Origin of the sequence: Rhodococcus sp. IEGM 1366, from assembly GCF_033142425.1 — a bacterium.
Lineage (GTDB): Bacteria > Actinomycetota > Actinomycetes > Mycobacteriales > Mycobacteriaceae > Rhodococcus_F > Rhodococcus_F globerula.
This window is the reverse complement of record NZ_JAWLRZ010000004.1, coordinates 169170-194231: the sequence shown is the minus strand read 5'-3', so window position 1 is coordinate 194231 and position 25062 is coordinate 169170. Positions and strand designations below refer to the sequence as shown.

Below are 25062 nucleotides of genomic sequence, written 5' to 3'. Positions count from 1 at the left end.
CGCACAGAGCACTCGGGAGTGCCCGCACCAAGCGCTCAGGGTTCCCGCGCACCATGCGATTATGCTCGGTCGCCATGGCAAGCATGTGGAAGCAGCTCGGCAGAACCCTCGGTAACTTCGCTCTGGACAAGGGCCCGACACTGCTACGCCAACTGCAGTCGTCGAACGCGTCGACGGGCACGTCCGGCCGACCGGTCGCGGCGCGCACCGTCCCCACCGCGCATCGCGCCCGCAAGGTCGAATACTCCCCCGATCTCGACGGCAAAGCCGATCCCGGCGAGATCGTCTGGACCTGGGTCGCCTACGAAGAGGACCCGATGCAGGGCAAGGACCGCCCGGTTCTGGTTGTCGGCCGAGACGGGGACACACTCCTGGGCTTGATGCTGTCGTCGCAGAGCAAGCGCAACGGCGAGCGAGATTGGGTCGCCATCGGGTCCGGCCCGTGGGACAGCGAAGGCCGCCCAAGTTGGATCAGGTTGGATCGTGTTCTCGACGTCCCGGAAGCCGGTATTCGCCGCGAAGGAGCCGTCATGGACCGTAAGAAGTTCGAGCTGGTGGCCACAAAACTTCGGGCCGACTTCAGCTGGAGCTGAAGCCGACCCGACGGACAAAGCACTACCGAAATCGCTCAACTGTTGAGGCGGCTCAGCTGTTCAAGCGATTGAATCGGCCGAACAACGCGCGGTAGATCAGTGCGCCGAGTGCGCCGCCGATGATCGGGAACACGATGAACAGCCACACTTGGCCCATGGCACCGACCTGATACGGGGCGACGGCAAGGCTGCGGGCGGGGTTCACGGACGTGTTGTCGATCGGGATCGAGATCAGGTGGATCACGGCGAGCGTGAAGCCGATGGACACACCGGCCAGCGGAACGTCGGAGATCTGGTCGGTGGACGCCAGAACGACGAACACCAGAAGCGCGGTCAACAGAATCTCGATGATCATCGTGGCGCCGATGCCGTAGCCGTCGGACACCACCATTCCCAGGAGGTTCTTCTCGGCCGACGGGCTGTGCGCTCCCCAGCCGTTAGCACCCAGGCCGTCTGCGACTCTGTTGTAGGCAGGAAGGCTGTTTGCGACGGTGTAGATGACAACACCTGCAAGAAGACCACCGATTATCTGAGCGACGATGTAGATGCCCGCATTCACTGCCGAGATTCGCCCGATGGCAAATTGGCCGACGGTCACCGCGGGATTGACGTGACAACCCGAAATCGGGCCGATGGCGTACACCAGAAACAGCAAGGTCAAACCGAAAGCCAGAGCAACTCCGAGGTTTCCGACTTTCGCACCGGCAAATACGGCGGTGCCGACGGCGGAGAACACCAGTACAAATGTCCCCACCGCTTCGGCCACATATTTCTTGACGTCCGAAATCGGTTCGACCTCGGTTAATTCCTGTGCAGTTGGAGACATATTCCCACCTTCTTCGTCAATGAAACGGCAGTAATGCTCACGCGTCTAGATTTGCCGGACTTTACGCAAGGCGAGTGATCTCCACAACAACTTCGAGATCTGTCGATCGACCGCCGGAATAGATTCCCTTCAGCGGCGGCACATCCGAATAGTCCCGACCTATCCCGACCGCGACATGCTGTTCATTCACAGCTATCACGTTTGTCGGGTCGTATCCCCACCAGGCACCCGTCCACGCCTCGATCCAGGCGTGTGATTCCCCTACCACCGTGTCCCCGATAGCGGCATCGCGCGTCGGATGCAGATATCCGGAAACATATCGACACGGAATTCCCATGGTGCGCAGTATGTCGAGTGTCAAATGCGCATAATCCTGACACACACCTTCGCGTGCGGCCCAGGCTTCGACCGCCGACGTGTGGACACCGGTAGTCCCGGGCACATACGACATTTCGCTGTGCACCCATTTCGACACGGCCACTACCGCTTCCTCCGGCGATAAACCCTGTCGCAATTCTTCGGCAATTGCCGTGAACTTCTCGTCTCGCGGGACATAATCCGTGAAACTCAATTGTTCGTTGAACCGATCCTTGATCGAATTACCGGCCAACTCGTCCCAGCCGACCTTTTCTTCCGGCGCGACAAACGGTTCCGTCTCGACAACGGAAAGACCGGTGACTTCCAGTTCCTTATGCGGCGCATGAAGATCGAAAGCCGTCACCGCAGTACCCCAATAGTCGGTGTACCGGTAGGCACGCGAAGCCGGTTGGGTCTCGACGCGGTTCAGGATGACCGTTTGCCGGTTGTCACCCCGTGGAGTCAGTCGTACCTCGTTGTACGACGACGTCACCGGAGCTTCGTAGGCATATCCGGTCGTGTGTACAACCCTCATTCGCCAACTCACAGTTCCCCCTCCACAGTCGCCTCGGCGTAGACAGCACTTGCGTCAGTCCACGCGACCCATGGCGCGGCATGGAAGTACTGCAACGAAATAGCCTCACCCAGTTCGCGACACGTCTCCTGCCAACCCAACAGTCTCAACTGCAAATCCTCGAGCAACACTCCCTGGGGGAGGAACTCGAGCTCACTTCGTGCCCTACCGAGCAATCGGGTGGCCTCAGCGCGGATCCCGACCCGGCTGGCCTGCTGCGGGTCCAGTTCCTCCAGGCACTTCTCCGCTTGCCGAATCGAGTGGAACACCGACCGCGGAAACAGCCGATCGAGAAGGATGAACTCCACGACCCGGTTCGCGTCGAGAGCACCACGGTAGGTACGGAGGTACGTGTCGTGCGCGCCGGCCGAGCGCAGCACCGACACCCAGGCAGGCGACGTCGGCTTGTCCCCCGCACGGGCCAGCAGCATGCGCACGATCATGTCGACTCGCTCGATGGAGCGACCCAACAGCAGGAACCGGTAACCGTCGTCGCGGCTGAGCGTCGAATCCGCCAGTCCCGCAAACATTGCCGCGCGTTCCTCGACGTAGCGGAAGAACTCGTGTGGCCCGAGGTAGCGCGACGCTCGCTCGCGCTCCCCCAATCCGTTGTACGTCGTGTTCAGGCACTCCCACATCTCACTGGACGTCACCTCACGTGCGCCACGAGCGTTTTCCCGGGCGCTCGACAGTGAGTCGACGATCGATCCGACCTGATTGCGACTGAACGCAACAAGATCCGTCAGCGACCGCACATCCAGTTCCTCTTCCGGCGCGTCGATTCCGAGGACCCGAAGCAACAACCGCGACGTTCGATCCGGATCGAGAGTCGTGTCGTCGAGCAGTTGGTGGACGGTCACGTCGAGGATGCGCGCAGTGTCATCGGCCCGTTCCACGTAACGGCCGATCCAGTAGAGAGATTCGGCATTTCTGGCAAGCATCCTTACATCACACTCCGTTCTGTTGATCGCTTCGGCGTGATCACTGTTGTTGTTGATTCAGTTGTGAGGGAGTCAATTCCGGGCCCTTGTCAGGTTCTGCGGATTCCGGCGGTTCGCCGACAAGTTCCTCACCCGCCAGTTCCCCGGCGTCGGTTGATGTCGCCGCGGCCAATACCCACGTGTCCTTGCTTCCCCCGCCTTGGCTCGAGTTGACCACCAACGAGCCTTCCGGGAGCGCCACGCGAGTCAGCCCGCCGGGCAATACCCAGATGTCGTCACCGTCGTTGACCGCAAAGGGACGCAGGTCGACATGACGCGGCGACAACACGTCCCCGATCTTCGTGGGCACTGTCGACAACTGCACCACCGGTTGAGCGATCCAGCCGCGCGGATCGGCTCTGATCTTTCCGGTGATCTCGGCCAGTTCCGCCGGGCTCGCGTCCGGGCCGAACACGATGCCGTACCCACCGGACCCCTCGACGGGTTTGATCACCAGTTCCGCGACGCGGTCGAGTACTTCCTCACACTCGTCGTCGAGCCAGCAACGGAACGTGTCGACGTTCTGCAGCAACGGTTTCTCGCCGAGGTAGTAATCGATGATCTGCGGCACATAGGTGTAGACAAGTTTGTCGTCTCCGACGCCGTTTCCCACAGCACTCGAAATCACGACGTTGCCGGCCCGGGCCGCGTTGAGCACGCCGGCCACACCGAGAATCGAGTCCGGGCGGAAGTGCATCGGGTCGAGGTAGTCATCGTCTATCCGTCGGTAGATCACGTCGACCTGACGTTCACCTTCCGTCGTGCGCATGTAGACGACGTTGTCGCGGCAGAAGAGATCGCGGCCCTCCACCAACTCGACACCCATCTGTCGCGCGAGCAGCGAGTGTTCGAAGTACGCCGAATTCGCGACACCCGGTGTGAGAACAACCACAGTTGGGTCGGCTTCGTTCGTGGCCGCACCGGCTCGCAGGGCGCGCAGCAAATGAGTTGCATAATCACCGACAGCGCGCACCCGGTGCGACATGAACAGGTCCGGGAACACCCGCGTCATGGTCCGACGGTTCTCCATCACATAGGAGACCCCGGACGGTGATCGCAGATTGTCCTCTAGCACCCGGAAGTCACCGACTTCGTCCCGGACCAGGTCGATCCCGGCCACGTGAATACGCACGCCGTTGGGCGGCACAATTCCCGTGGCCTCCCGGTGGAAGTGCTCACACGAGGTGACCAGCCGCCGGGGAAGCACGTGATCACGCAGAATCCGCTGTTCGCCGTAAATGTCTGCCAGAAACAACTCCAGCGCTTTGACCCGTTGTTTGATGCCCTTTTCGAGGTGCGCCCACTCCTGCGCCGCGATAACGCGCGGAACCACATCCAACGGGAAGGGGCTTTCCTGCCCCGAGAGCGAGAACGTCACCCCCTGATCGATGAAGGCGCGACCAAGAGCATCTGCGCGGGCCCCGAGGTCCTTACTGCTCGTCGGCGCCAGCGCGGAGTACACCCCTCGATAGGACTCGCGCACTGATCCGTCGGCGTCGAACATCTCGTCGAAAGCCAACTCGTAGCGACCGATGTCCGCATATCCGTCGAACACTCCGGAGGGACGCGCCCGCGTCGTGGCCGAGCCTGTATTCACCACATTGTCTGTCGTCGGCGTCATAGCAAACATGCTGCTACAGGTCCGTGGTTTGAGCAGTGCGGAAACATCACCGCAAACCCCGTGTAACCTTCTCAATCAGGCGCATCGTGCGGCGGTTTGGGATATTCGACCCTGGACTGGTAATCTTGCCAGTCGGTGCATCAGTGCGCCCACAGCTTTCTCGACCGTAACCAGCTAAAGACGACAAGGATTTTACGCGTGGCCAACATCAAGTCCCAGGTGAAGCGAATCCGTACCAACGAGGCGGCCCGACTCCGTAACCAGTCGGTGAAGTCCTCGCTGCGTACCGCGATTCGTTCATTCCGCGAGGCTGCGGCAGCCGGTGACAAGGACAAGGCCAACGAGCTCCTCGTCGCCACCAGCCGCAAGCTCGACAAGGCAGCCAGCAAGGGCGTTATCCACGCCAACCAGGCTGCAAACAAGAAGTCTGCACTCGCGCAGGCTGCAAACAAGATCTGACACATCCTCGTTGGCGGTTCGCCGTCATCAGTGGTGTTTCAATAGCCGCTCCGGTCTACTCGACCAGAGCGGCTATTGTTCGTTCAAATAATGTTCGTGCGAATAAACCGCCATACGGCGCGCCGCGCGTTTTACTTACGCAGCGCACAGACCTTACGCACCGCTGATTCCAGCGCATAGGACGAGTCGACGGCCGCACCCTTCACATCGGCGTTGAGCGCGGCAACAATCTGCATTGCGGCGCCGATCGACGCCGGGTCCCAGCCCTTCACTTCCTTGATCGCCTTCTTGACCTTCCACGGCGGCATCCCGAGCTCCGACGCCAATCGGAACGGATCACCGCCCCGGGCATACGGGCCGACCTTCGCGACGGTATGCACGGCGTCGGCAAGGGCGTCGGCCAGAAGAACGTGCGGGGTTCCGATCTGGTCAGCCCAGCGAAGTGCTTCGAGCGCGCCCCGGGTATCGCCGACGATTACTTTGTCCGCGACGTCGAACCCCGACACCTCGGCCCTGCCGGAGTAGTACTGATGGACAGCGTCGACGTCGATCTTCCCGCCGGTATCTGCAGCCAACTGGGAACACGCCGATGCCAACTCACGCAGGTTCGAGCCGACGCTTTCGATCATTGCCCCGATGACAGCGGGCGAAACCTTGACATCTGCGGACGAAAACTCGGCCCGAACAAAATCGGTCAACTGAGATTTGTTGAGTTTGGCGCACTGATGAACTACGGCGCCCAACTTCTCCAGCGCGGGCGCCAGTGCTTTTGCGCGTCCACCACCGGAGTGCAGAACAATCAGCACAACACCTTCGGACGGTTCGCGAGCCGCCTCGAGCACGAGCGCAACAGCATCTTTTCCGGCCTCGGCAGCCGCTTCCAGAACGATCACACGGTCTTCTGCGAACAGCGACGGACTGAGCAGTTCGGCAAGTTCTGGCGCATTGGCATCGCCGGCACGCATCCGGGTGATTGGCAGATCCGAGATTCCCTGCCCACGATCACCACGAACGGCCTTGATCAACGTCGACACTGCCCGTTCGATCAGGAATTCGTCGTCTCCGAGAACGAGGTGCAACGGGTCGAGGCCAGCCGGAGTACTCACCCGAAGATCGTCCCACGAGGTACCGACACCACGGACACGGACCCGTCGCCACTTCCGTACACCGCGAGCGTGCCACCTTGATCGGTACGTGCCACGACGCCACCCAACGATTCCAGCTCGCTCAACACCTGCGGATGCGGATGCCCGAAGGTGTTGCCGGCGCCGGCGCTCACCAAGGTCAGCCGGGGGCGAACCGCCTCGAGAAATGCTTTCGATGTAGTTCGTGAGCCGTGATGCGGCAGTTTCAGGACATCTGCCCGCACGTCGATTCCGCTACGCATGATCGACGCTTCACCCGCGGTTTCCGAGTCGCCTGTCAACAGTATGCGGCCCGCACTCGTGTGCGCCATCAGCACCAGGGACTGATCGTTGGCCGACGCGTCCGCGTCCACGACATCACGGGGTACCGGCAACACAGGACCGAGAACGTCGAACTGCACCGTCCCGAGAACAAACGTGGACCCGGCGCGCAGACCGACCAGCGGAACTCCATGGGCTCGTGCGGCCGCGTCCACATCGCGAAAACCTGATTCCGGCAACAACATCGGGCCGACACCCACAGCCGACACCGAACGACCGGCAAGCACGGCGTCGAGTCCGGCGATGTGATCGGCATGAAAGTGACTGATCAGAACGAGCGCAATATCCTCGACCCCGAGCATGTTCAGGCAACGGTCCATCGACGTCGGATCGGGCCCGACGTCGATCACGATTACCCGGCCATCCCCCGTCGCCAGCACCAGACCGTCACCCTGCCCCACATCGCACATCACCATGGCCCATCCCGGCGCCAGCCGCCCACCGGAGAAGACGTGGTGAAACGCCAGTGCCAGCACCATTCCCGTCAGCACTGCGCCGAGTAGCCACCGCGAGATGCGATTCCACAGCAGGAGTATCGAGACAAGCACCAGCCCCAGGACTACAAGTGCCCCGAGCAATCCCGACGGCACGGTGAGGTTTGCCCCTGGCACCGAGGCAGCCCGGTCTGCGACGGAGAGCAGCCACCACATCGGCGGCCGCACAGCCAAAGCCAGAAGTGCGGCCGCGGGCGCACTGACCAAGGCGAGCAGCGCCATCAGCGCTCCCAATACCGTGAGAACTCCGATCACCGGTGCCACCAACAGGTTTGCGGCTATCGACACGACACTGAGCGTGCCTGCCATCGCGGCCACTACCGGCGCGGTGACAGTAAACGCGGCACTCGACACTGCCGTCATCTCTGCCAGCCACCGCGGCCAACCGCGCAGCCGAAGTGCGTCGACCCACACGGGCGCAAGGATCACCAAGGCCCCGGTTGCCGTGGTCGACAACACAAATCCCCAGTCGACGGCCAGTTCCGGCATGACGATCACCAGCACGATGACGGCGGCACTCAACGCTGGCAGCGCCTGTTTACGTCGTCCCGTCACCAAACTCAGCAATCCGATCGTGCCCATCACCGCGGCGCGAAGCACACTCGGCGACGGCCGCGCCACAATCACGAACGCCAGGATCGTCACAGCTGCAAGTGCCGCCCCGATCCGCGGATCGAGTGCGGCAGCCCGCACCAGCAGTAACACAGCGCCCAGGAGAATGCTGATGTTTGCACCGGACACGGCGGTGAGATGAGAAAGACCGGCCGCCGTGAAGTTGTCCTTGACCACCGGAGACAAGGCAGAGGTGTCCCCCACGACCAAACCGGGCAGCAGGCCCGCCGCATCGGGAGCCAGTGCCTGAGCACATACCTCCGCAAATCGAGACCGCACGACGCCGGCCCACCGCTGATACCACGGTGCGCCGCCGATCTCGAGCGGCCCGCCTTCGGTGGTGATCACTGCCAACGTCAGATCCGAGCGCGATGGAACGCTTACCTTTCCCCGAATCGTAAGCGCCTGTCCGGGAAGCGTTTCCGGCCACAGTCCGCTCGGCGCGCGTACTGTCACGGCGCCGCCGGCGTCGTAGTGCTGATTACCCACGGTCACCGATCGCACCGATGCCCGGAAATACACCTGACCGGGACCCATCGACGACGCCGTCGCCCGTGGGTCCTCGGTGGGGTTCACCTCCGCGGTCACCCACCCTCCGGATGCCGCCGCGCGCGCCAGTGGATGCGCTTCGACATCTGCCATCCGCCACGCAGTCACAGCGCTGAATGCACCGCCGAATACGCAGGCCACCAATAGGACCGGAATCCAGCCCGTAGGTCCCCACCGCCACACGCAAACAGCCAGGCCGGCGCAGGCAATACCCGAAGCCACCGCGACGCACCACGCAAGTCCGGGCCCGAACACGATGCCCGCAGCAGTTGCTCCCCACACCGCCAACGCCGCGGGCACAAGCCTAGCGTCGAGAACCCGCTGCTCTGCATCCCCGTTCACACCGTGACCAGAGCTCGCAGCTTGTCGAGCCGCGCCGGGCCTATGCCGTCCACCTCACCCAATTGCTCTACATCCGTGAACTTTCCGTTGGACGTACGCCACGCGAGGATCGCACTGGCCGTGACGGGTCCAACTCCGGGAAGCGCGTCGAGTTCGGCTTCCGTCGCAGTATTCAGATTGATCGGCGCCCCACTCACACTCGGCGTAGCCGACCCCCCACCCGCTGTAGTCGAACTGATCTGCTGATCCGGCGAATCACCCACCGCACCAACAACTACTTGATCGCCGTCGGACAGTTTCTGTGCCAGGTTCAAGCTGAGAGTGTCAGCGTTGTCGAGCACCCCACCGGCCGCGCTCAGTGCATCAGCGATCCGTGAGGTATCGGGCAGTGTCACCAATCCGGGGTTGTGCACCAGCCCGACAACACTGACAACCACCGATGCCGAGCCAGAGTCATCGACGAGCGCTGACGGCTGAGCCTGATTCGATGTCGCGACCGGAATTCCCACAGCTGCAGGCAGTGCCGGCACCGCCTGGATTGTCGGCGAATCCCACCACAGTGCAAAAACACCGAGCCCGGCGGCAGCAAGCGCAATGAAAACCAACACAATTGCACCGCGCCGGTGCGGACTCCATCGCATACCGCGCCAATGTTCTGGCACCGCGGAAAACCGAGCATCCCCCTCAGATCCGTCTTCCTCGTCGACATCCAGAAGCCACTCGGGCACTGCAGGACGGGCGACGTCGCCGCTCATCGCGGAAAGTCGATCGCGCACCCTCTCCCGCTCTTGATTGATCCGCATGAGGCGACGCTAGCGAGCGGCCACTGATCTGTGCAGCGAGAGAAATCGTGTTGGGGATAACTGGCAGTCTGTGGATAACCGACTGGTCAGGGCACATCTTCCGGAAGTGGGCACACCACGACACCGATCGCGCCTACGCCGACGTGCACGCCCAGGACTGCGCTGAAATCGGTGACCACGGTTTCGGCGACATTCGGGATTCGCTCGGACAGTTGTGCGGCGATGCCCTCGGCTCGTTCCCGAGCTTTCATGTGATGGACGGCGACGGCCACGCGGCTGCGCCCCGCTCGCTCCACTGCCGCATCAACCAATCTCGCGAGCGCTTTGGTGCTGGTGCGAGTTTTTTCTTTCAAGACCAGTTTGCCGTCCACCAGGTGCAGCAGCGGTTTCATCGCCAGGGCGGTACCCAACAACGCTGCCGCGGTACTGATCCGGCCACCACGACGCAATTGGTCGAGCTTGTCGACGAAGATGAAGGCGCGCCCGCGTTCGGCTACGTCGACAGCGCGGTCGTACACGAGGTCGAGCGGAGATCCGGTCGCTGCGAATCGTGCCGCTTCCAATGCCGGGAACCCCAAACCCATACCGGTGGACGCTGAATCGACGATGCGTACCTTGCCGCCGAATTCCTCCGCCGCCTGCCTCCCGGCGTCCCAGGTGCTCGAAAGTTGCCGCGAGATGTGGACTGCGACAACGCCGTCGCCCTGGCTCAGGTCCAGTGCGCGCCCGTAGGCCTCGGTCAGCTCTGCCGGTGAGGCACCAGCCGTCGAGAGCCCGGACAGGTCGTCGGGAATGGTGTCGACGCCTTCGAGGAAATCAGCGCTGTCACGAAGGATGTGCAACGGAACGATTTGAAGCCCACACGCTTCGGAAGATTCGTGTGGGACGCAGGCAGACGAATCCGTGACGACGACAACTGACACTTCGCTACCCGACCTCACTCGCGGACGTGGGCGCACGCTGAGCTTCGGCGGCGCGAATTGCGGCAGTCATGGCCCGGGCGACACCGATGTGTCCGTCCCAACCCCAGTGAATTCCGTCCGGGTTGCCATTGTCGGAGAACACGTTTTCGCGTACCGCCTCGGCAAGATCCACGATGGGTACCTCTTTGGCTGTTGCCCATTCGGTAATCGCAGATACTGCGGCCGGACGACCGGCATGGACACTCGCGTACGCGTCACTGCGATGCACGGACGGCAACGTCGCGATCATCGGCAGCTCGGGACGCATGTATTCCAACGCGTTTCGTGAGCTCTCGAGGTATTCGACGCTCAGCTTCGGGGGCAGCGCCACGGGGCGGCCGAGTGGTGCCAGGCGCGGTTGAAGCCACTGGTATCCCTCGCGGACCACGCGTCGTAGGGCCGGTGGCCGCACGTAGCGGATGGTTTCACGCAACGCGGTGGGCAGCGGTGACGGCAGAGAATCCATACCGCCGACGGCAAACACAACAGCCCCGGCGCGCGGGACGGCAGCCCACACTCGCGGGTCCTGGGTCAGCGCCCACCACGCGTCGCGACACGTCCAGCCGATGCGCGCGACAAGCTCGACGTCCCACCCCAACTCCTCGGCGACGAGGTTGGGCCAGATCCGCGGATGGTCGGCAGCCAGTCCGCCTTTGGGGCCGAAATACGACAGCGAATCGGCAATAACCAGAAGGACGGGGCGCTGCCCGTCGGCACTCTCAGAGGACGTCATTTGCGACACTCGCAGAAGCATTCCATACGTCGAGTCGCCATTCGATGGAAGCCGGATCTCCGTGTCCGCTGAGCTGAACCCAACTCGTATTTCCGAGACCGCCCAGAATCGCCCAGCGGTCGATCGGCAAGTCGAGCAGTGCAGCGGTCAACGCCGCGATCAAGCCGCCGTGTGCCACCAGGACAACCGGCCTCTCGGCCCAGTCGGGAAGTGCCGCCAGAAGTTCCGTCACCACCGGCACACTGCGCTTCGCAACGTCGATGCGGCTTTCACCGCCAGGCGGGGCCAATGTCGCGTCAGCTCGCCACGACGCCCGGAGCCCAGGTGTCTGCTCGTCGACGTCGCTGTGGGTCAATCCCTGCCAGTCGCCGAGGTGCGTCTCACGCAGACGCGTGTCGGTGAGGACCGGAAGCCCGGCCGCATCACCGACAGCGACTGCCGTGAAGTACGCGCGCTTGAGGTCCGAGGACACGATGGTCAGCGGCGCACGGTCGGCGATCACCGGACCGGCACTCTTCGCTTGCGTACGCCCCAACTCCGACAAGTCGGTGTCGAGTTGCCCCTGCATCCGAGAATCGGCGTTGTACACGGTCTGCCCGTGGCGGAGCAGAATCAGCCGCCGCACAGGATTCGACGCCGCTCCCGGCGCCGAGGAGGTCACAGTGAAGGTTCCTGCGCGTCCGGCTCGGCAACCGTGTCGGTGTCGAACACTGTGTGTGCGTCAGCCGGTCCCGGGATGTTCAGGCCGAGTCCTTCGACCTCGACTGCCGGGCAGTCCTTCCACAGACGATCGAGAGCGTAGAAATTGCGCTCCTCGTCGTGCTGCACGTGAACAACGATCTCGGCGTAGTCGAGAAGTGCCCAACGACCCTCGCGGGTGCCTTCACGACGGATCGGCTTGTGGCCGGCCTCGCGGAGGCGATCTTCGATGTTCTCGACGATCGAGTTCACCTGACGCTCGGTAGCGGCGGATGCGATGACAAAGCAGTCCGTGATGACCAATTGCTCGGACACATCGAGCACCACCACTTCAGTGGCCAGCTTCTCGTCGGCTGCCAGGGCCGCGATGCGTGCCATGTCGATGGCTTCGGTTGTTGCGCTCACTCGATGTTCTCCAGTTTCGTCTTCTTGGTATTGCTTCTAGTTCGAATCGGCCGTCTTGCCAGGCGCCGGTTCCGACATGGTTGTCGCACCGTCACGGCGCTCCGCGTCGACAGGTCGATACAGGTTCCGCTTCGAGATGTACTGCACCACTCCATCCGGTACGAGGTACCAGACAGGACGGTCTTCGCTTGCTCGACGCCGACATTCGGTCGACGAAATGGCAAGAGCCGGGATCTCGATCAACGTCACCGCATCGGCGGGCATCGTGTCGAGGTGAGCGGCCAGGTGCTCGGTGTTGAGATCGAAACCCGGTCGCGATACTCCGACAAATTTTGCCAATGCGAACAACTCTTCCCAATCTTGCCAGGAAAGGATGCTGGCCAGCGCATCGGCACCGGTGATGAAGAACAGTTCCGCGTCCGGATGATAAGCCCGCAGGTCGCGAAGTGTGTCCACGGTGTACGTCACTTTTTCACGGTCGACATCGACCCGGGAAACGGAAAACCGCGGGTTGGAGGCGGTGGCGATGACCGTCATGAGGTACCTGTCCTCTGCCGGGCTGACGCCTCGAGCCTCCTTCTGCCACGGTCGGCCGGTGGGGACGAAGATCACTTCGTCGAGTCCGAACCTGTCGGCGACCTCACTCGCTGCGACGAGGTGACCGTGGTGAATGGGGTCGAAAGTGCCGCCCATCACGCCGAGGCGTCGAGCACGTTCCACCGATTGTCCCTTCTGCACAGCTGCCGAGCTTACGTGTCTCACACCGGCAGCAGGCCGGACACCACGTCGGCCAGCTGCTGGGCGGAGCGGCACTCGTGCATGCTGATGACCTCGTTGTACACCTTGGCAGCCGAGTCGCCCGACCCCCACTGCCCCTTGGGCTCTGGATTGAGCCAGTGTGCGTGCTTGGCCACTGCAACCATCTGTGCGAGTGATTGCAGGTTGGGGTCGCGGTAGTTGTTGCGACCGTCGCCCAGTACCAGCAGTGATGTGCGACTGGTGATGCTCTGTGCGAACTTCTCCTGGAATACCCCGAAGGCGTGGCCGTAGTCGGAGTGACCGTCGTACGTGATCAGCTCCGCTTCACGAACCATCCGTGACATCGCGGATCCGAGGTCGGCATTCGAATCGAAGTACCGGGTGACCTCGTCGGTGGTGTCGATGAACGCAAATACGCGTACGCGGGAGAACTGCTCTCGCAGAGCGTTGACCAACAGCAAGGTGAAGTGGCTGAACCCGGCTACCGAACCGGACACGTCGCACATCACGACAAGTTCGGGACGCGCGCGTTTGGGTTTGCGCTGCACCAGATCGATCGGCACCCCGCCCGTCGACATCGATTTACGCAAGGTTCGACGCAAGTCGATGGAACCGGCTCGGCTGCGACTGCGACGAACGGCAAGTCTGCTGGCGAGCAACCGTGCCAGCGGAGTCACGTTCTTCTTGAGCGTCGTGAGTTCCGCGTCGGACGCGCGTAGGAAGTCGACTTCTTCGGCCAGCTTCGGAACACCGTAGGTGGCGACGCGCTCCTTGCCGAGATTCTCGGCCGTACGTCGACGCGTTTCCTTCTCGACCATCTTGCGGAAGTCCGCGATGCGCTGGGCCGCTGTCCGCTTGGCAACCTCCGATTGATAGTCGGAGTTGTCCTTGCCCTCACTACCGCCCTGCTGATTACCGAGTAGTCCTTCGAGGATCTTGTTGAGCAGTGTTTCGGGAGCGACGTCCCGCAACGCCTGGTATGCGGAGAACGACGGTCCGTTGCTCGACTGGTACTGCCCCAGCTCTTCGACCATCGCGGCAGTGAGAAGCTCGGTCAGCTCCATGGCCTCGTCGCTGCCGTCGGTCAGCAGTTCGGCGATCAGCTCCCGCAGTGCCTGTAGATCGATGCTGCCGTCAGGCTTACGAGGCAGGCTGACGTCGACGTCGCCCACCGCACGGTCGCCGATCGCCCGCGGGAACCACAGGTCGAAAACGGCGTCGAAGGTCGCGCGATGGGTGGGCCGGCGCAGCAGCGAACAGGCCAGCCCTTCGCGGAGCGCTTCACGATCGAGGAGATCGAGAACCGACATGACCTGGCCGGCGTCGACGGTCTCGGAGGGGCCGACCATGATGCCGCGTCGGCGAAGGGCCTCGACAAAATCGACGAGGTGACCTGGCAGACCGTATGGCGCCGCCAGTCCACCCGGCTTGATCGGTGACGTACCTCCGAGTGCCATGACCAGACCTCAGTTCAGCCGAAGTTCGGCGGTGGCTCGCACCTGATCGGACTGGTGCTTGAGGATGACGCCGAGTGTTGCGCGTACGGCGTCGTCGTCGAGTGTGTCCATGCCAAGGGCGAGGAGCGTGCGTCCCCAGTCGATGGTTTCGGACACCGAGGGAACCTTCTTGAGCTGCATGCCGCGCAGAACCCGGATGGTGTTGACCAGCTGCTCGGCAATGGCTTCGGGCAGTTCGGGGACACGGCTGGCAAGAATGCGACGTTCGAGATCTGCATCGGGGAAATCGAGATGCAGGAACAGGCAACGACGCTTGAGTGCCTCGGACAGCTCACGCGTCGCGTTGGATGTCAGCACCGTGAACGGCTTACGTGTTGCGGTGATGGTTCCGAGTTCCGGGATGGTGACCGCGAAGTCGCTGAGAACTTCGAGCAGCAGTCCCTCGATCTCGACGTCGGCCTTGTCGGTCTCGTCGATCAACAGGACTGTCGGGTCTTCGCGGCGAATCGCCTTGAGCAGTGGACGCGCGAGAAGGAATTCCTCCGAGAACACATCAGCCTTGGTGGAATCCCAGCTGTGGTCCGAGCCGGACTGGATGCGCAGGATCTGCTTCGCGTGGTTCCACTCGTACAGCGCACGAGCCTCGTCGACGCCCTCGTAGCACTGCAGGCGCACCAACTCGGCGCCTGTCGTCTGGGCTACCGCGCGCGCCAACTCGGTCTTACCGACACCGGCCGGTCCCTCGATGAGCAGGGGCTTGCCCAGTCGGTCGGCAAGGAACACTGCCGTTGCAGTGCCCTTGTCGGACAGGTAACCCGTCTCGGCCAAACGCTCGATCACGTCGTCGACGCTCGAGAAGAACGGTGTTGTATCGGGAAGAGCTCGGTCCACGGTTAACTCCTAAAAAGGGTGGGGCAAGTCCAGGTGAACGATCAGGCGGGTCGGGTGTGTCCGTCGCCCCAGACGATCCACTTGGTGGACGTCAGTTCCGGCAACCCCATGGGGCCGCGTGCGTGAAGTTTTTGCGTCGAGATGCCGATCTCGGCTCCGAATCCGAACTGCTCGCCGTCGGTGAAGGCAGTAGATGCGTTGACCATGACGGCTGCTGCGTCGACGCGCGCGGTGAACTCGCGGGCAGCCGAGAGATCCGACGTCACGATTGCCTCGGTGTGGCCGGTGCCGTACGTGTCGATGTGCTCGACTGCCTCGTCCAGATCGGCAACAACCTTGAGTGCGACGTCGAGCGTGAGGTACTCGTTCGACCAGTCGTCCTCGGTGGCCGGAACGAGGCCGGGCAGATCGCCGTGAACAACGACGTCATGCATCTGCAGCGCCTGAAGCAGAGCGGGAACCGCGGTGTCGGCAATGGCTTTGTCGACCAGGATCGTCTCGGCGGTGTTGCACACGCTTGGCCGACGGGTCTTGGAGTTGAGCACAATCTTCTCGGCCATCACCAGATCGGCAGCCGAGTGTACGTAGACGTGGCAGTTTCCGACACCGGTCTCGATGGTGGGGACCGTGGCATCACGAACGACGGCACTGATCAGGCCGGCGCCGCCGCGCGGGATGACAACGTCCACGAGACCGCGGGCTTGAATCAGGTGCGTCACGGTGGACCGGTCTGCGCTCGGCAGAAGTTGAACGGCGTCTTCGGGGAGCTGCTGCGCAGCCAACGACGCACGAAGAGCGACCACAAGAGCTTCGTTGGATTTGACTGCCGACGACGAACCGCGAAGCAGTGCAGCATTTCCCGACTTCAGGGTCAGACCGAACGCGTCGACCGTGACGTTGGGGCGGGCTTCGTACACCATGCCGACAACACCGAGCGGGACGCGCTGCTGACGCAGTTCCAGGCCGTTGGGCAGCGTGGAGCCGCGGAGCACTTCACCGATGGGGTCGGGTAGTCCGGCAACCTGACGCAGACCCGAAGCGATACCTTCGATGCGATCCGCTGTCAGACGCAATCGATCAAGCAGCGATTCCTCGGTACCCGCAGCTTTCGCGGTGTCGATATCGACGGCATTTGCCGTCAGGATCTGATCACTTGCGGCAAGAACCGCGTCGGCCGCGGCGTGGAGCGCGCGGTCCTTCTGTGCTGTGGTCAGCAACGCCAGGACACGCGAAGCCTTACGCGCCCGGCGGGCAGCCTCGTGCACTACGTCGCGAGTGTCCGAGCCGGTGGAAGTTACAGCAGTCATGAATACACATTAGCCATTGGCTCCGACGCGTTCCTTTCGGGAATGATTCGGACTGTTACCGCTGTTGCACGGGATCGACCACCTTCGGGTGATCCTCCCCTTCCCCGAGTCAGGAGTTACTCCGTGAGCGTGCTGTTCGAACCTCTCACCTTGCGCGGCGTCACCATTCCCAACCGCGTGTGGATGGCACCGATGTGCCAGTACTCCGCTGATGTCATCGGCGATCAGGTGGGAGTGCCCAACGAATGGCATCGAACGCATCTGGCGAGCCGAGCTATCGGTGGTGTCGGCCTGATCCTCACCGAGGCGACCGCTGTGAGCCCGGAAGGACGAATCAGCCCCGCCGATCTCGGTATCTGGAACGAGCGGCAGGCTCGCGCGTTTGCCGAGATCAACGCGCAGCTCGCGTACTTCGGAGCGGTGCCCGGAATTCAGCTGGCGCACGCCGGCCGCAAGGCGTCGACGAAGGTTCCGTGGCGTGGCGGTAGATCGCTCGACCAGGATGACCGCCTGTCCTGGACGACCGTCGCCCCGAGCGCCGTGGCATTCGGTGATTACCTAACGCCCGCGGAACTGACAACAGATGCGATTGCCGGCATCGTCGCCGACTTCGCGGCGGCAGCCACCCGCGCGCTTCAGGCGGAGTTCAAGGTCGTCGAAATTCACGCGGCGCACGGATACCTGATCCACCAGTTCCTCTCCCCGCTCAGTAACAAGCGAACGGATCACTACGGCGGCAGTTTCGAGAACCGCATCCGCTTCCTCCTCGAAATCCTCACGGCGGTTCGAGAAGTGTGGCCCGCCGAGTTGCCCCTGTTCGTCCGTGTGTCAGCCACGGACTGGGTCAGCGAGGAGCGTGGGCTCGAGGTCGGCAGTTGGACTGCGGATCAGACTGTGTCACTTGCCAACATCCTCACCGACTACGGCGTCGACCTCGTCGACGTGTCCACTGGCGGTAATTCGCCGGGAGTACAGATCCCGGTCGAGCCCGGCTACCAGGTTCCCTTCGCCCGCCGGATCCAGAACGAATCCCTGGTTCCCGCAGCGGCAGTCGGACTGATCACCGAACCCGAGCAGGCAGAGAAGATCGTCGAGGACGGCAGTGCGGTGGCCGTGCTGTTGGGACGCGAACTCCTGCGTGATCCCTACTGGGCACGGCGCGCCGCACGTGAGCTGAATGCCGAAGTAGGACCGCGAGTTCCGTCGCAGTACGCCCGCGCATTCTGAAGGCAGGCGCAGGCACCTCAGCTTCGAAGGCGGCCGCGGCGTCGAGTCTTTGTCGCTTCGACGGGATCGATGCTGCGCTCGGCCCAGATCGACGCGAGGTGCAAGCTCATTTCCCGACCGGAATGGACGTGTGAAAATGCAGATGCAGCAGCGCGATCCGGATCGCGCTCGGCTATCGCCGCATAGAGGTGTTCGTGTTCGGCGCACTGTTGTCCGGGATCACGGTCTTTGGTGAGATGAAACAGCCACTGGACGCGCGCCTCGAGTGGCCTGAGCAACGACTCGAGCAGCGGGTTCGCCGACATCTCGACAATCATCGAGTGGAACCGTGCGTTTGCCGCGGCAATCGCCGGCTTGTCGTTCAATGCGGTTGCCGCCCGCGCTGTTTCGAGCTGGACAGAAAGCGCATTCAGCGAGTCGGCGTCCGCGCGTTCAGCGGCCAGCCTCGCTGCCAGCACTTCGAGACTCTCGCGAACATCGAAGAGGTCCCGCACGTCGTCGACGGTAAACGGAGAGACAATCGCTCCCTGCCTCGGCACCAGGACAACAAGTCCATCCTGTTGCAGCAGTGAGAGCGCCTCGCGCAGCGGGATGCGGGAGACATTCAATTCAGCAGCCAGATCGCGTTCGATCAGTCGAGCGCCCGGAGCCAGCACCAAATTGACGATGCGGCCACGAATCTCGTCATAGGCGATGTCTCGCAATGATTTTCGAGTATCCACCGGAACTTCTGTCGACACGGGCACTCCTTCGATCTTCTTCTGCACTCGAGTTGAGCGTAGCGGTGCACGATCCCCCGGGACGCGGTGTGCAGTCCCTTACGTATCGGTAACACCGACGAAATACGGGTCCTCCATTCTTCTACTTAACGGTATACCGCTAAGTGCTCGAACGAACTCAGGAGAACCCGATGAAACTTCCTCTCGCACTCGCAGCAGTCGCAGCCACCGCATTGACCTTGACTTCCTGCAGTTCAGCCGACTCCGAACCGTCGAGTGACGCCCTCTCCGTCGGCGTCTTCTTTCCCGGTTCGATCTCGGATACAGGCTTCATGGAGTCCGGCTACCTCGGCTACCAGCGAATGGTCGAGACGTACGGCGACCGGATCGACGCCAGCTACGTCGAGCAGGTCGCCGCAGCGGACTACCAGCAAGCCCTCCAGCGATTCGCGTCGACAAACGACCTGGTCATCTCCGTCGGCGGCCAAACCGACGCCGACGTCCGAAAAATCGCCGCACAGTTCCCCGACGTCAAGTTCGTCGAAATCGGCGGCCCGGCCGATGCAGTTCCGCTCGACAATCTGGCCTACTACGACCCCCAGCAGGCCGAAGCCGAATTCCTTTCCGGCGCAGTTGCTGCGAGCGTGTCCAAGACCGGCACCGTCGGATTTGTCGGTGGCGTGGAACTCCCCGCAATTGTCAACGCAGCATCGGCATTCCAATCCGGAGCCACACTGACGCGCCCGGATATTCGAGTCCTCAGCCCACAATATGTCGGCGACTTCAACGACCCAGCCAAGGCCAAGCAAGCTGCCAGCGCCGAATTTTCCGGTGGCGCTGACGTTCTCGGACAGATCGTCAACCTCGGTAAGCAGGGATTGCAGCAGGCTGCCCGCGAAGCCGGCGGCACCATGAGCGGTGGACCCATCCCCGGCGACTGCAGCGATCCCACCTATCTCGGCTACGTCCGCACCGACATCGGAACCGAAATCGAATACGCGGTGTCCTCGACACTCGACGGCACGTGGGCTGCCGAACAGGTTCCGTTCGGACTCACTTCCGACAAGGGCGGCACCGACTACGTACTGTGCAGCAGCGACCCCGCAGCCGCGGCCGCGTTGACGAAGGCCAAGGCAACCGTGGCCGATGGCACCGTGAAGTTGTACTGACCAATGGCCACACTGACACTGAACGGCGTTGGCAAGCGTTTCGGATCGGTATCCGCGTTGACCGATGTCACGATGACCGTCGCCCCGGGCTCGGTGCACTGCATCCTCGGCGAGAACGGCGCGGGAAAGTCCACGCTGTGCAACATCGTCTTCGGCTCCACTACACCGTCATCAGGCACGATGACACTCAACGGCCATACCTATACGCCGCAGTCCCCCGCCGACGCCATAGCTGCGGGAATTGCGATGGTCCATCAACACTTTTCCCTGATTCCGACCATGACCGTCCGTGAGAATCTCCTGCTCGGCACCAAAGGTTTTCGCCTTCCGGTCGATGCGCTGACCGCCAAGCTCGACGTCATCTCTCAGCAATACGGATTGACCGTCGACCTCGACGCGTTGACGTCCGACCTGCCCGTCGGATCTCGCCAGAAAGTGGAAATTGTCAAAGCTCTGCTACGAGCTCCCGAGCTGGTGCTACTCGACGAACCGACTGCGGTCCTCGACCCCGGTGAAATCGATTCACTGATCGGAACGTGCCATGCACTGGCCGCGGCCGGCACATCCGTTGTACTCATCACGCACAAACTCGGTGAGGTCGCCCGCGCAGCCGACGCGGCAACGGTACTGCGCGGCGGAAAAGTCAGTGGCGGTGGGCTTCTCACGGAGACATCGATTTCCGACCTTCTCACCGACATGGTGGGTTCTGCTGCGCCCCTCTCCCACGCCCGGGTGGTCAGGCGCCCCGCTTCGCGCGAGCCCGGACTGACACTTGCCAACATCTCGTTCACGCGCCCGGATCGAAGCGAAGCACTCACTGGTGTCGATCTGACCGTGTATCGAGGTGAGATCGTCGGTATCGCGGGCGTCGAGGGTAACGGCCAGAGCGAGTTGGCTTCGATCCTCTCCGGCGCAATCACGGCAGACACCGGGAAAATCCTTCTCGACGCGGTGGACATCACGGGTTTCGACCCCGCAGCACGAACCAGGATCGGCCTCGGGGTGGTCCCCGAAGATCGTCACGCTGAGGGGATCGTCTCGGAGTTGACAGTCACCGACAACCTGCTTCTCGGCCGGTTGAAGGATTACACGCGGTTCGGACTGCTCGACCGCGCCAAGATGGCTGTCCGAACGGCAAGTGCGATCGACGAATACTCCATCCGCGCCGATGGCCCTGGCGCCCCGATGCACTCGTTGTCCGGGGGTAATCAGCAGAAAGTTGTACTCGCCCGCGAACTCTCGATCGACGGGCTCGCAGCGGTCGTTGCAGCGCAACCGACCCGTGGTCTCGATATCGGCGCAGTCAGCTTTGTGCTCGACAGACTCCGCCGGGTCGCCGACGCCGGGACTGCCGTGCTTGTCATCTCCAGCGAATTGGACGAACTGATGGCTGTGTGCGACCGGATCTTCGTGGCCTACCGCGGGCAGTTGCTGGGGCCGATTGATGCGAATTCCGCTTCTGCACAGGCCAAGATCACCGAACTGATGATGGGAGTGGCAGCGTGAGTCGACACCCACTGGTCATCGGATCGGCTGCCCTCGCGATTGCCGCACTGATCGGCCTCCTTCTCGCCGCGGCCGCCGGTGCCGGCCCGGCCGAGACCACTGAAGCGCTTTTCGACGGCATGTTCGGGACACCCTTCGCCATCGGCACGTCCTTGAACAACGCAGCACTGCTCATGCTCATCGCAGCGGGCTTCACCATCGCCTACCGGGCGGGTTTGGTCAATGTTGGCGGCGAAGGCCAGATGGCTTTGGGAGGCATCTGCGCGACAGCCGTCGGTGTGTCGCTTCCGGAGGGACTTCCGGCCGGACTGGGCATCGTCCTGGTACTGGCGTCCGCTGCCGTCGGTGGCGCATCCTGGGCGTCGATCGCTGCGTACCTGAAGGTTCGGCGCGGTACCAGCGAAATCATTACGACCCTCCTCCTCAACTTCGTGGGTCTCGCGGCCGTCGTACTCGTTGTTCACGAACCTGCACTACTGCGCCAGCCCGTGACTTCGTCCGAGACCCTTCCACAGTCCGAGCCGCTGAAAGAATCCGGCCAGCTTGCACTACTCGGCTTGCACAAGTCACCCGCAACCATCGCGCTTCTCATTGCCCTCGTCGCCGTCGTCGCAGTCGGAGTCCTGCTCCAGCGCAGCGCTGTCGGACTGAAGCTGCAATCGGTCGGCTTGTCGCAGAAAGCTTCTCACCGTCTCGGAATCCCCGTCGATCGCACCCGATTCCTGAGTCTGACTGCCGCTGGGGCCTTTTCCGGAGTCGCCGGGGGCATGATTGTCGCCACCGCACCTTTCGTTTTGGCCGAAGGTTTCTCGTCGGGATTGGGGTTCACCGGACTTGTTGTCGGTTTGCTCGCCCGCGGGTCCATGACGGCAGTAGCGGCTGTTTCCCTTCTTCTCGGATTCCTGGTCTCGGGTGGCATCAATCTCCAACTGGCAGTGGGTGTTCCCGCGGCAACCGTGTCAGTAGTCGAATCCGTTCTCATCATCCTCATCGCAGGCAGCGCACTGTGGACTACGACGTCCGCCGCGCGCACGAGAAAGCCCGCACCGAGCCAGGAAGTTGTATCGGTATGAGTACTGCAGTGATCACCGGAATCGTCACCAGCGGAGTCAGCTTCGCCATTCCCTTGTTGGTTGCGGCAAGCGGCGAATCGATCAGTGAACGTGCCGGTGTGCTCAACCTCAGCATGGAGGGAATGATGCTGACCGGCGCCTTCGCGAGCGTTCTTGCGACTGTTACCACCGGCTCCCCCGTCCTCGGTGTGGTGGCCGGAGTCATCGCGGCCACCGTTTTCGGCATCGCACAGGCTCATCTGAGCGTTCACCTACGCGCAGATCAGATCGTCATCGGAGTCGCCGGAAATGCTCTCGCCTTGGGTCTGACAACCTTCGGATCCCGAGTACTCCTGTCCGACGGAAAAGGTCAATCGATCGACGGATTCCACAGCGTCGATATCCCCGTACTCAGTGACATACCTTTTATCGGGCCCACCTTGTTCGGCCAGACCCTGCTCGGATATCTCTGCATCGCACTCGTCGTTGCCATGGCCGTTCTGTTCTCCAAACGGACTGTGCCCGGTCTGACCATCGACGCTATCGGCGAGGACGCACTCTCGGTCGATTGGACCGGACTACCGGTACGACGCGTTCGATATCTGTGTGTCCTTCTTGCTGCTGCCGCGGGCGGCCTTGCCGGCTCGCAACTTGCACTCTCGGAAGTTCATTCGTTCAGCGACAACATGACCGGTGGCCTCGGCTACCTCGCAGTGGTTGCCGTCATCGCCGGCGGATGGCGAATACTCGGCATCGTCTATGCCTGCGTGTTCTTCGGAATCGCACAAGCACTGCAGTTTGCATTGCCCGCTCTCGGCATCGACATTCCGTACGCACTGCTCGTCATGCTGCCGTATGTCATCGCGATCGTCGCGATCAGCGGATTCATCGGGGGCCGTAGTGCACCGTCCTGCTTGACCATTCCCTACACCGGCAACAGCCGATAAGGACCCATTCATGACTTTGATTCTCAACCACTCCGACATCACGACGTTGATCGACCGCAGCGAGATCTACGACGCTGTCGAGCGCGCCCATGCCGACCTGGCTCGGGGCGACGCATTCAACCCACAACCATCCGCGATGCCGTTGCCGAACGGCGGAAACTCGATTCCGATGACTGCGGCAACAGCGCAGTCGAGTTCGGTCAAACTTCTTTCGGACATGCCTGCCAATGCCGCTCGCGGCCTGCCGACTCAGCGCTCTACGATTATTCTCTCGTGTGCGGAAACCGGCGAATGCGAAGCGGTGCTCGACGGGCGAGCAATTACCGCAATCCGTACAGCCGCAGCCAGTGCAGTTGCCACGGAATATCTTTCCAGGAAATCAAGCACTGTTCTCGGCGTTGTCGGGGCCGGAACCTTGGCTGTGGAACACACGCGCGCGATTGCACGCGTTCGCGGAATCGAGAAGGTTCTCGTCTGGTCGCGCTCCGCGACCACGATCCGGACGTTCGAGGAACGCATCGCTGATCTGAACCTGGCAGTCGAGCGATCGGAATCCCCCCGAGCCGTCACCTCGGCAGTCGATATTCTGTGCACGCTGACGCCGTCGCACTCTCCGATCGTGTCGGGAGACTGGTTCCACCCGGGCCTTCACGTCAATGCCGTCGGCGCTCCGCCGAGAGCAGATTGGCGCGAAATCGATTCTGCCGGAATGCGAGTGGCATCACTGTTCGTCGACGCCACATCGACGACTCTTGCCAAATCCGGAGACGCCCTGCTCGCTATTGCCGAAGGTGCCATCACCGCTGAAGACCTCCAGACCGAAATCGGACACGTCATCACCGGCCAGAAGCCGGGACGCACATCGAGCGACCAGATCACGTTGTTCAACTCGGTCGGAATCGGCCTTCAAGACCTTGTCACCGCTCGAATACTGCTATCCCGTGCCCGCGCAGCCGGCGTGGGAACAGAATTGGATTTGACGGCATGAACAACGTCCACCTCCGCCGGGCAATCGCACTCGCGGCCGAAGCCGCAGGTGGCGGCAATCGGCCGTTCGGCGCCGTACTCGTCGGCGAGAACGGAACCGTCATTGCCGAAGGCCGCAACGAAGTGACGTCTTCCGGTGACCCGACGGCGCATGCAGAATTGGTCGCGATCCGCGGCGCCGCAGACGGTTCCACTACACATGCGACGATGTTCGCGAGCGGTGAACCATGCCCGATGTGCAGCGCCGCAATGGTGTGGGCGGGCATCACCCACATAGTTTTTGCGGCGACGGAATCAGAGTTCTCGAAAATCCTCGACGACGGTCCGCGATTCAAGCTGGGATGCGCGGAGATCATCGCCGCCGCAGATGTCGAAGTTTCCGTCATCGGTCCGCTCCTCGAAGCCGAGTCCCTCGCCGCCATGCGGGGGTGAGGCTGATACCGTGAATGTCTTACTTGCCGGACGTCCGGAGCCCACCAGGGCTTCGGACACTGCCGCGAGCCAGAGCCGAGCGACGGGGGTCGCATCGAGCCACAGGGCCCGCGGACATCATGTTCCCAACCGGC

Annotated in this window: 25 protein-coding genes; 9 read left to right on the top strand and 16 right to left on the bottom strand. The window is 62.5% G+C overall.

Annotation, left to right across the window (positions count from 1 at the left end; translation table 11 throughout):
* Positions 1-74 precede the first annotated feature (74 nt).
* Positions 75-593: a type II toxin-antitoxin system PemK/MazF family toxin gene (locus R4P64_RS13625; protein WP_317821244.1), complete on the top strand. Its 519-nt coding sequence runs from the start codon at positions 75-77 to the stop codon at positions 591-593.
* Positions 594-645: 52 nt separating this feature from the next.
* Here R4P64_RS13625 and R4P64_RS13620 read toward each other — a convergent pair whose 3' ends face one another.
* The 4 genes from R4P64_RS13620 to R4P64_RS13605 all read right to left on the bottom strand — a co-directional run bounded on the left by R4P64_RS13620 (position 646) and on the right by R4P64_RS13605 (position 4951).
* On the bottom strand, positions 646-1419 hold the full coding sequence (locus R4P64_RS13620; protein WP_033232946.1) for an aquaporin: 774 nt from the start codon (positions 1417-1419) through the stop codon (positions 646-648).
* Between the two features lie 61 nt (positions 1420-1480).
* A complete protein-coding gene (locus R4P64_RS13615; protein WP_045066967.1) occupies positions 1481-2311 on the bottom strand; it encodes a transglutaminase domain-containing protein in 831 nt (276 codons plus the stop codon).
* A gap of 8 nt (positions 2312-2319) precedes the next feature.
* Complete coding sequence (locus tag R4P64_RS13610; RefSeq protein ID WP_033232943.1) at positions 2320-3291, bottom strand: alpha-E domain-containing protein; 972 nt, start codon at positions 3289-3291, stop codon at positions 2320-2322.
* A gap of 40 nt (positions 3292-3331) precedes the next feature.
* On the bottom strand, positions 3332-4951 hold the full coding sequence (locus R4P64_RS13605; protein ID WP_033233172.1) for a circularly permuted type 2 ATP-grasp protein: 1620 nt from the start codon (positions 4949-4951) through the stop codon (positions 3332-3334).
* Positions 4952-5149: 198 nt separating this feature from the next.
* Here R4P64_RS13605 and rpsT point away from each other — a divergent pair, with 198 nt between their 5' ends.
* Positions 5150-5410 carry a 30S ribosomal protein S20 gene (gene rpsT, locus R4P64_RS13600; protein WP_033232941.1) on the top strand — a complete coding sequence of 87 codons (261 nt, stop codon included), beginning with the start codon at positions 5150-5152 and terminating at the stop codon, positions 5408-5410.
* Between the two features lie 131 nt (positions 5411-5541).
* Here rpsT and holA read toward each other — a convergent pair whose 3' ends face one another.
* The 11 genes from holA to R4P64_RS13545 form a co-directional block, all read right to left on the bottom strand.
* On the bottom strand, positions 5542-6516 hold the full coding sequence (holA, locus tag R4P64_RS13595; protein ID WP_317821241.1) for a DNA polymerase III subunit delta: 975 nt from the start codon (positions 6514-6516) through the stop codon (positions 5542-5544).
* Positions 6513-8873 (bottom strand): ComEC/Rec2 family competence protein, encoded by a 2361-nt coding sequence (locus tag R4P64_RS13590; protein ID WP_317821240.1) that lies wholly within the window; start codon positions 8871-8873, stop codon positions 6513-6515. Before R4P64_RS13590 ends, holA begins: the two co-directional genes overlap by 4 nt.
* Complete coding sequence (locus R4P64_RS13585) at positions 8870-9676, bottom strand: ComEA family DNA-binding protein (RefSeq protein WP_317821239.1); 807 nt, start codon at positions 9674-9676, stop codon at positions 8870-8872. The genes R4P64_RS13590 and R4P64_RS13585 overlap by 4 nt, the downstream gene beginning before the upstream one ends.
* 86 nt (positions 9677-9762) lie before the next feature.
* The gene (locus R4P64_RS13580; protein ID WP_287162900.1) at positions 9763-10599 is read right to left on the bottom strand and encodes a DegV family protein; all 837 of its coding nucleotides are present in this window, start codon (positions 10597-10599) and stop codon (positions 9763-9765) included.
* Between the two features lie 4 nt (positions 10600-10603).
* The gene (gene octT / locus R4P64_RS13575; protein WP_045066959.1) at positions 10604-11371 is read right to left on the bottom strand and encodes a diglucosylglycerate octanoyltransferase; all 768 of its coding nucleotides are present in this window, start codon (positions 11369-11371) and stop codon (positions 10604-10606) included.
* The gene (locus R4P64_RS13570; protein ID WP_045066957.1) at positions 11358-12032 is read right to left on the bottom strand and encodes a histidine phosphatase family protein; all 675 of its coding nucleotides are present in this window, start codon (positions 12030-12032) and stop codon (positions 11358-11360) included. The genes octT and R4P64_RS13570 overlap by 14 nt, the downstream gene beginning before the upstream one ends.
* On the bottom strand, positions 12029-12475 hold the full coding sequence (gene rsfS / locus R4P64_RS13565) for a ribosome silencing factor (RefSeq protein WP_033232927.1): 447 nt from the start codon (positions 12473-12475) through the stop codon (positions 12029-12031). The genes R4P64_RS13570 and rsfS overlap by 4 nt, the downstream gene beginning before the upstream one ends.
* 36 nt (positions 12476-12511) lie before the next feature.
* Positions 12512-13213 carry a nicotinate-nucleotide adenylyltransferase gene (gene nadD / locus R4P64_RS13560; protein ID WP_072782446.1) on the bottom strand — a complete coding sequence of 234 codons (702 nt, stop codon included), beginning with the start codon at positions 13211-13213 and terminating at the stop codon, positions 12512-12514.
* Positions 13214-13233: 20 nt separating this feature from the next.
* Positions 13234-14691 carry a vWA domain-containing protein gene (locus tag R4P64_RS13555; protein WP_172936700.1) on the bottom strand — a complete coding sequence of 486 codons (1458 nt, stop codon included), beginning with the start codon at positions 14689-14691 and terminating at the stop codon, positions 13234-13236.
* Between the two features lie 9 nt (positions 14692-14700).
* Positions 14701-15582, bottom strand: coding sequence for an AAA family ATPase (locus R4P64_RS13550; protein ID WP_033232924.1), 882 nt, complete (start codon positions 15580-15582; stop codon positions 14701-14703).
* A gap of 41 nt (positions 15583-15623) precedes the next feature.
* Positions 15624-16889: a glutamate-5-semialdehyde dehydrogenase gene (locus tag R4P64_RS13545; RefSeq protein ID WP_219111009.1), complete on the bottom strand. Its 1266-nt coding sequence runs from the start codon at positions 16887-16889 to the stop codon at positions 15624-15626.
* 123 nt (positions 16890-17012) lie between these two features.
* Here R4P64_RS13545 and R4P64_RS13540 point away from each other — a divergent pair, with 123 nt between their 5' ends.
* Positions 17013-18116 (top strand): NADH:flavin oxidoreductase/NADH oxidase, encoded by a 1104-nt coding sequence (locus R4P64_RS13540; RefSeq protein WP_317821234.1) that lies wholly within the window; start codon positions 17013-17015, stop codon positions 18114-18116.
* A 17-nt stretch (positions 18117-18133) separates the two neighbouring features.
* Here R4P64_RS13540 and R4P64_RS13535 read toward each other — a convergent pair whose 3' ends face one another.
* Entirely contained in the window at positions 18134-18856 is a 723-nt protein-coding gene (locus R4P64_RS13535) for a GntR family transcriptional regulator (RefSeq protein ID WP_317821232.1), read from the bottom strand.
* Positions 18857-19026: 170 nt separating this feature from the next.
* On the opposite strand from R4P64_RS13535, the gene R4P64_RS13530 reads away from it, so the two are divergent.
* The 6 genes from R4P64_RS13530 to R4P64_RS13505 are packed head-to-tail and all read left to right on the top strand — an operon-like array spanning position 19027 to position 24928.
* On the top strand, positions 19027-20004 hold the full coding sequence (locus R4P64_RS13530) for a BMP family protein (RefSeq protein ID WP_092808688.1): 978 nt from the start codon (positions 19027-19029) through the stop codon (positions 20002-20004).
* A 3-nt stretch (positions 20005-20007) separates the two neighbouring features.
* On the top strand, positions 20008-21510 hold the full coding sequence (locus R4P64_RS13525) for an ABC transporter ATP-binding protein (RefSeq protein ID WP_317821231.1): 1503 nt from the start codon (positions 20008-20010) through the stop codon (positions 21508-21510).
* Complete coding sequence (locus R4P64_RS13520; protein WP_317821230.1) at positions 21507-22583, top strand: ABC transporter permease; 1077 nt, start codon at positions 21507-21509, stop codon at positions 22581-22583. The genes R4P64_RS13525 and R4P64_RS13520 overlap by 4 nt, the downstream gene beginning before the upstream one ends.
* On the top strand, positions 22580-23509 hold the full coding sequence (locus tag R4P64_RS13515) for an ABC transporter permease (protein ID WP_317821229.1): 930 nt from the start codon (positions 22580-22582) through the stop codon (positions 23507-23509). Before R4P64_RS13520 ends, R4P64_RS13515 begins: the two co-directional genes overlap by 4 nt.
* Positions 23510-23519: 10 nt before the next feature.
* Complete coding sequence (locus R4P64_RS13510) at positions 23520-24497, top strand: ornithine cyclodeaminase family protein (RefSeq protein ID WP_317821228.1); 978 nt, start codon at positions 23520-23522, stop codon at positions 24495-24497.
* Positions 24494-24928, top strand: a complete 435-nt coding sequence (locus R4P64_RS13505) for a nucleoside deaminase (protein WP_317821227.1) — start codon at positions 24494-24496, stop codon at positions 24926-24928. Before R4P64_RS13510 ends, R4P64_RS13505 begins: the two co-directional genes overlap by 4 nt.
* The last annotated feature ends 134 nt before the right edge of the window (positions 24929-25062 follow it).

Coding starts and splice junctions, on each gene's coding strand:
- R4P64_RS13555 (WP_172936700.1), bottom strand. CDS start 14,691: ATGGCACTCGGAGGTACGTCACCGATCAAGCCGGGTGGACTGGCGGCG.
- R4P64_RS13625 (WP_317821244.1), top strand. CDS start 75: ATGGCAAGCATGTGGAAGCAGCTCGGCAGAACCCTCGGTAACTTCGCT.
- octT (WP_045066959.1), bottom strand. CDS start 11,371: ATGACGTCCTCTGAGAGTGCCGACGGGCAGCGCCCCGTCCTTCTGGTT.
- R4P64_RS13585 (WP_317821239.1), bottom strand. CDS start 9,676: ATGCGGATCAATCAAGAGCGGGAGAGGGTGCGCGATCGACTTTCCGCG.
- R4P64_RS13605 (WP_033233172.1), bottom strand. CDS start 4,951: ATGACGCCGACGACAGACAATGTGGTGAATACAGGCTCGGCCACGACG.
- R4P64_RS13510 (WP_317821228.1), top strand. CDS start 23,520: ATGACTTTGATTCTCAACCACTCCGACATCACGACGTTGATCGACCGC.
- R4P64_RS13620 (WP_033232946.1), bottom strand. CDS start 1,419: ATGTCTCCAACTGCACAGGAATTAACCGAGGTCGAACCGATTTCGGAC.
- R4P64_RS13610 (WP_033232943.1), bottom strand. CDS start 3,291: ATGCTTGCCAGAAATGCCGAATCTCTCTACTGGATCGGCCGTTACGTG.
- R4P64_RS13615 (WP_045066967.1), bottom strand. CDS start 2,311: ATGAGGGTTGTACACACGACCGGATATGCCTACGAAGCTCCGGTGACG.
- R4P64_RS13515 (WP_317821229.1), top strand. CDS start 22,580: ATGAGTACTGCAGTGATCACCGGAATCGTCACCAGCGGAGTCAGCTTC.
- R4P64_RS13545 (WP_219111009.1), bottom strand. CDS start 16,889: ATGACTGCTGTAACTTCCACCGGCTCGGACACTCGCGACGTAGTGCAC.
- R4P64_RS13530 (WP_092808688.1), top strand. CDS start 19,027: ATGAAACTTCCTCTCGCACTCGCAGCAGTCGCAGCCACCGCATTGACC.
- R4P64_RS13505 (WP_317821227.1), top strand. CDS start 24,494: ATGAACAACGTCCACCTCCGCCGGGCAATCGCACTCGCGGCCGAAGCC.
- R4P64_RS13525 (WP_317821231.1), top strand. CDS start 20,008: ATGGCCACACTGACACTGAACGGCGTTGGCAAGCGTTTCGGATCGGTA.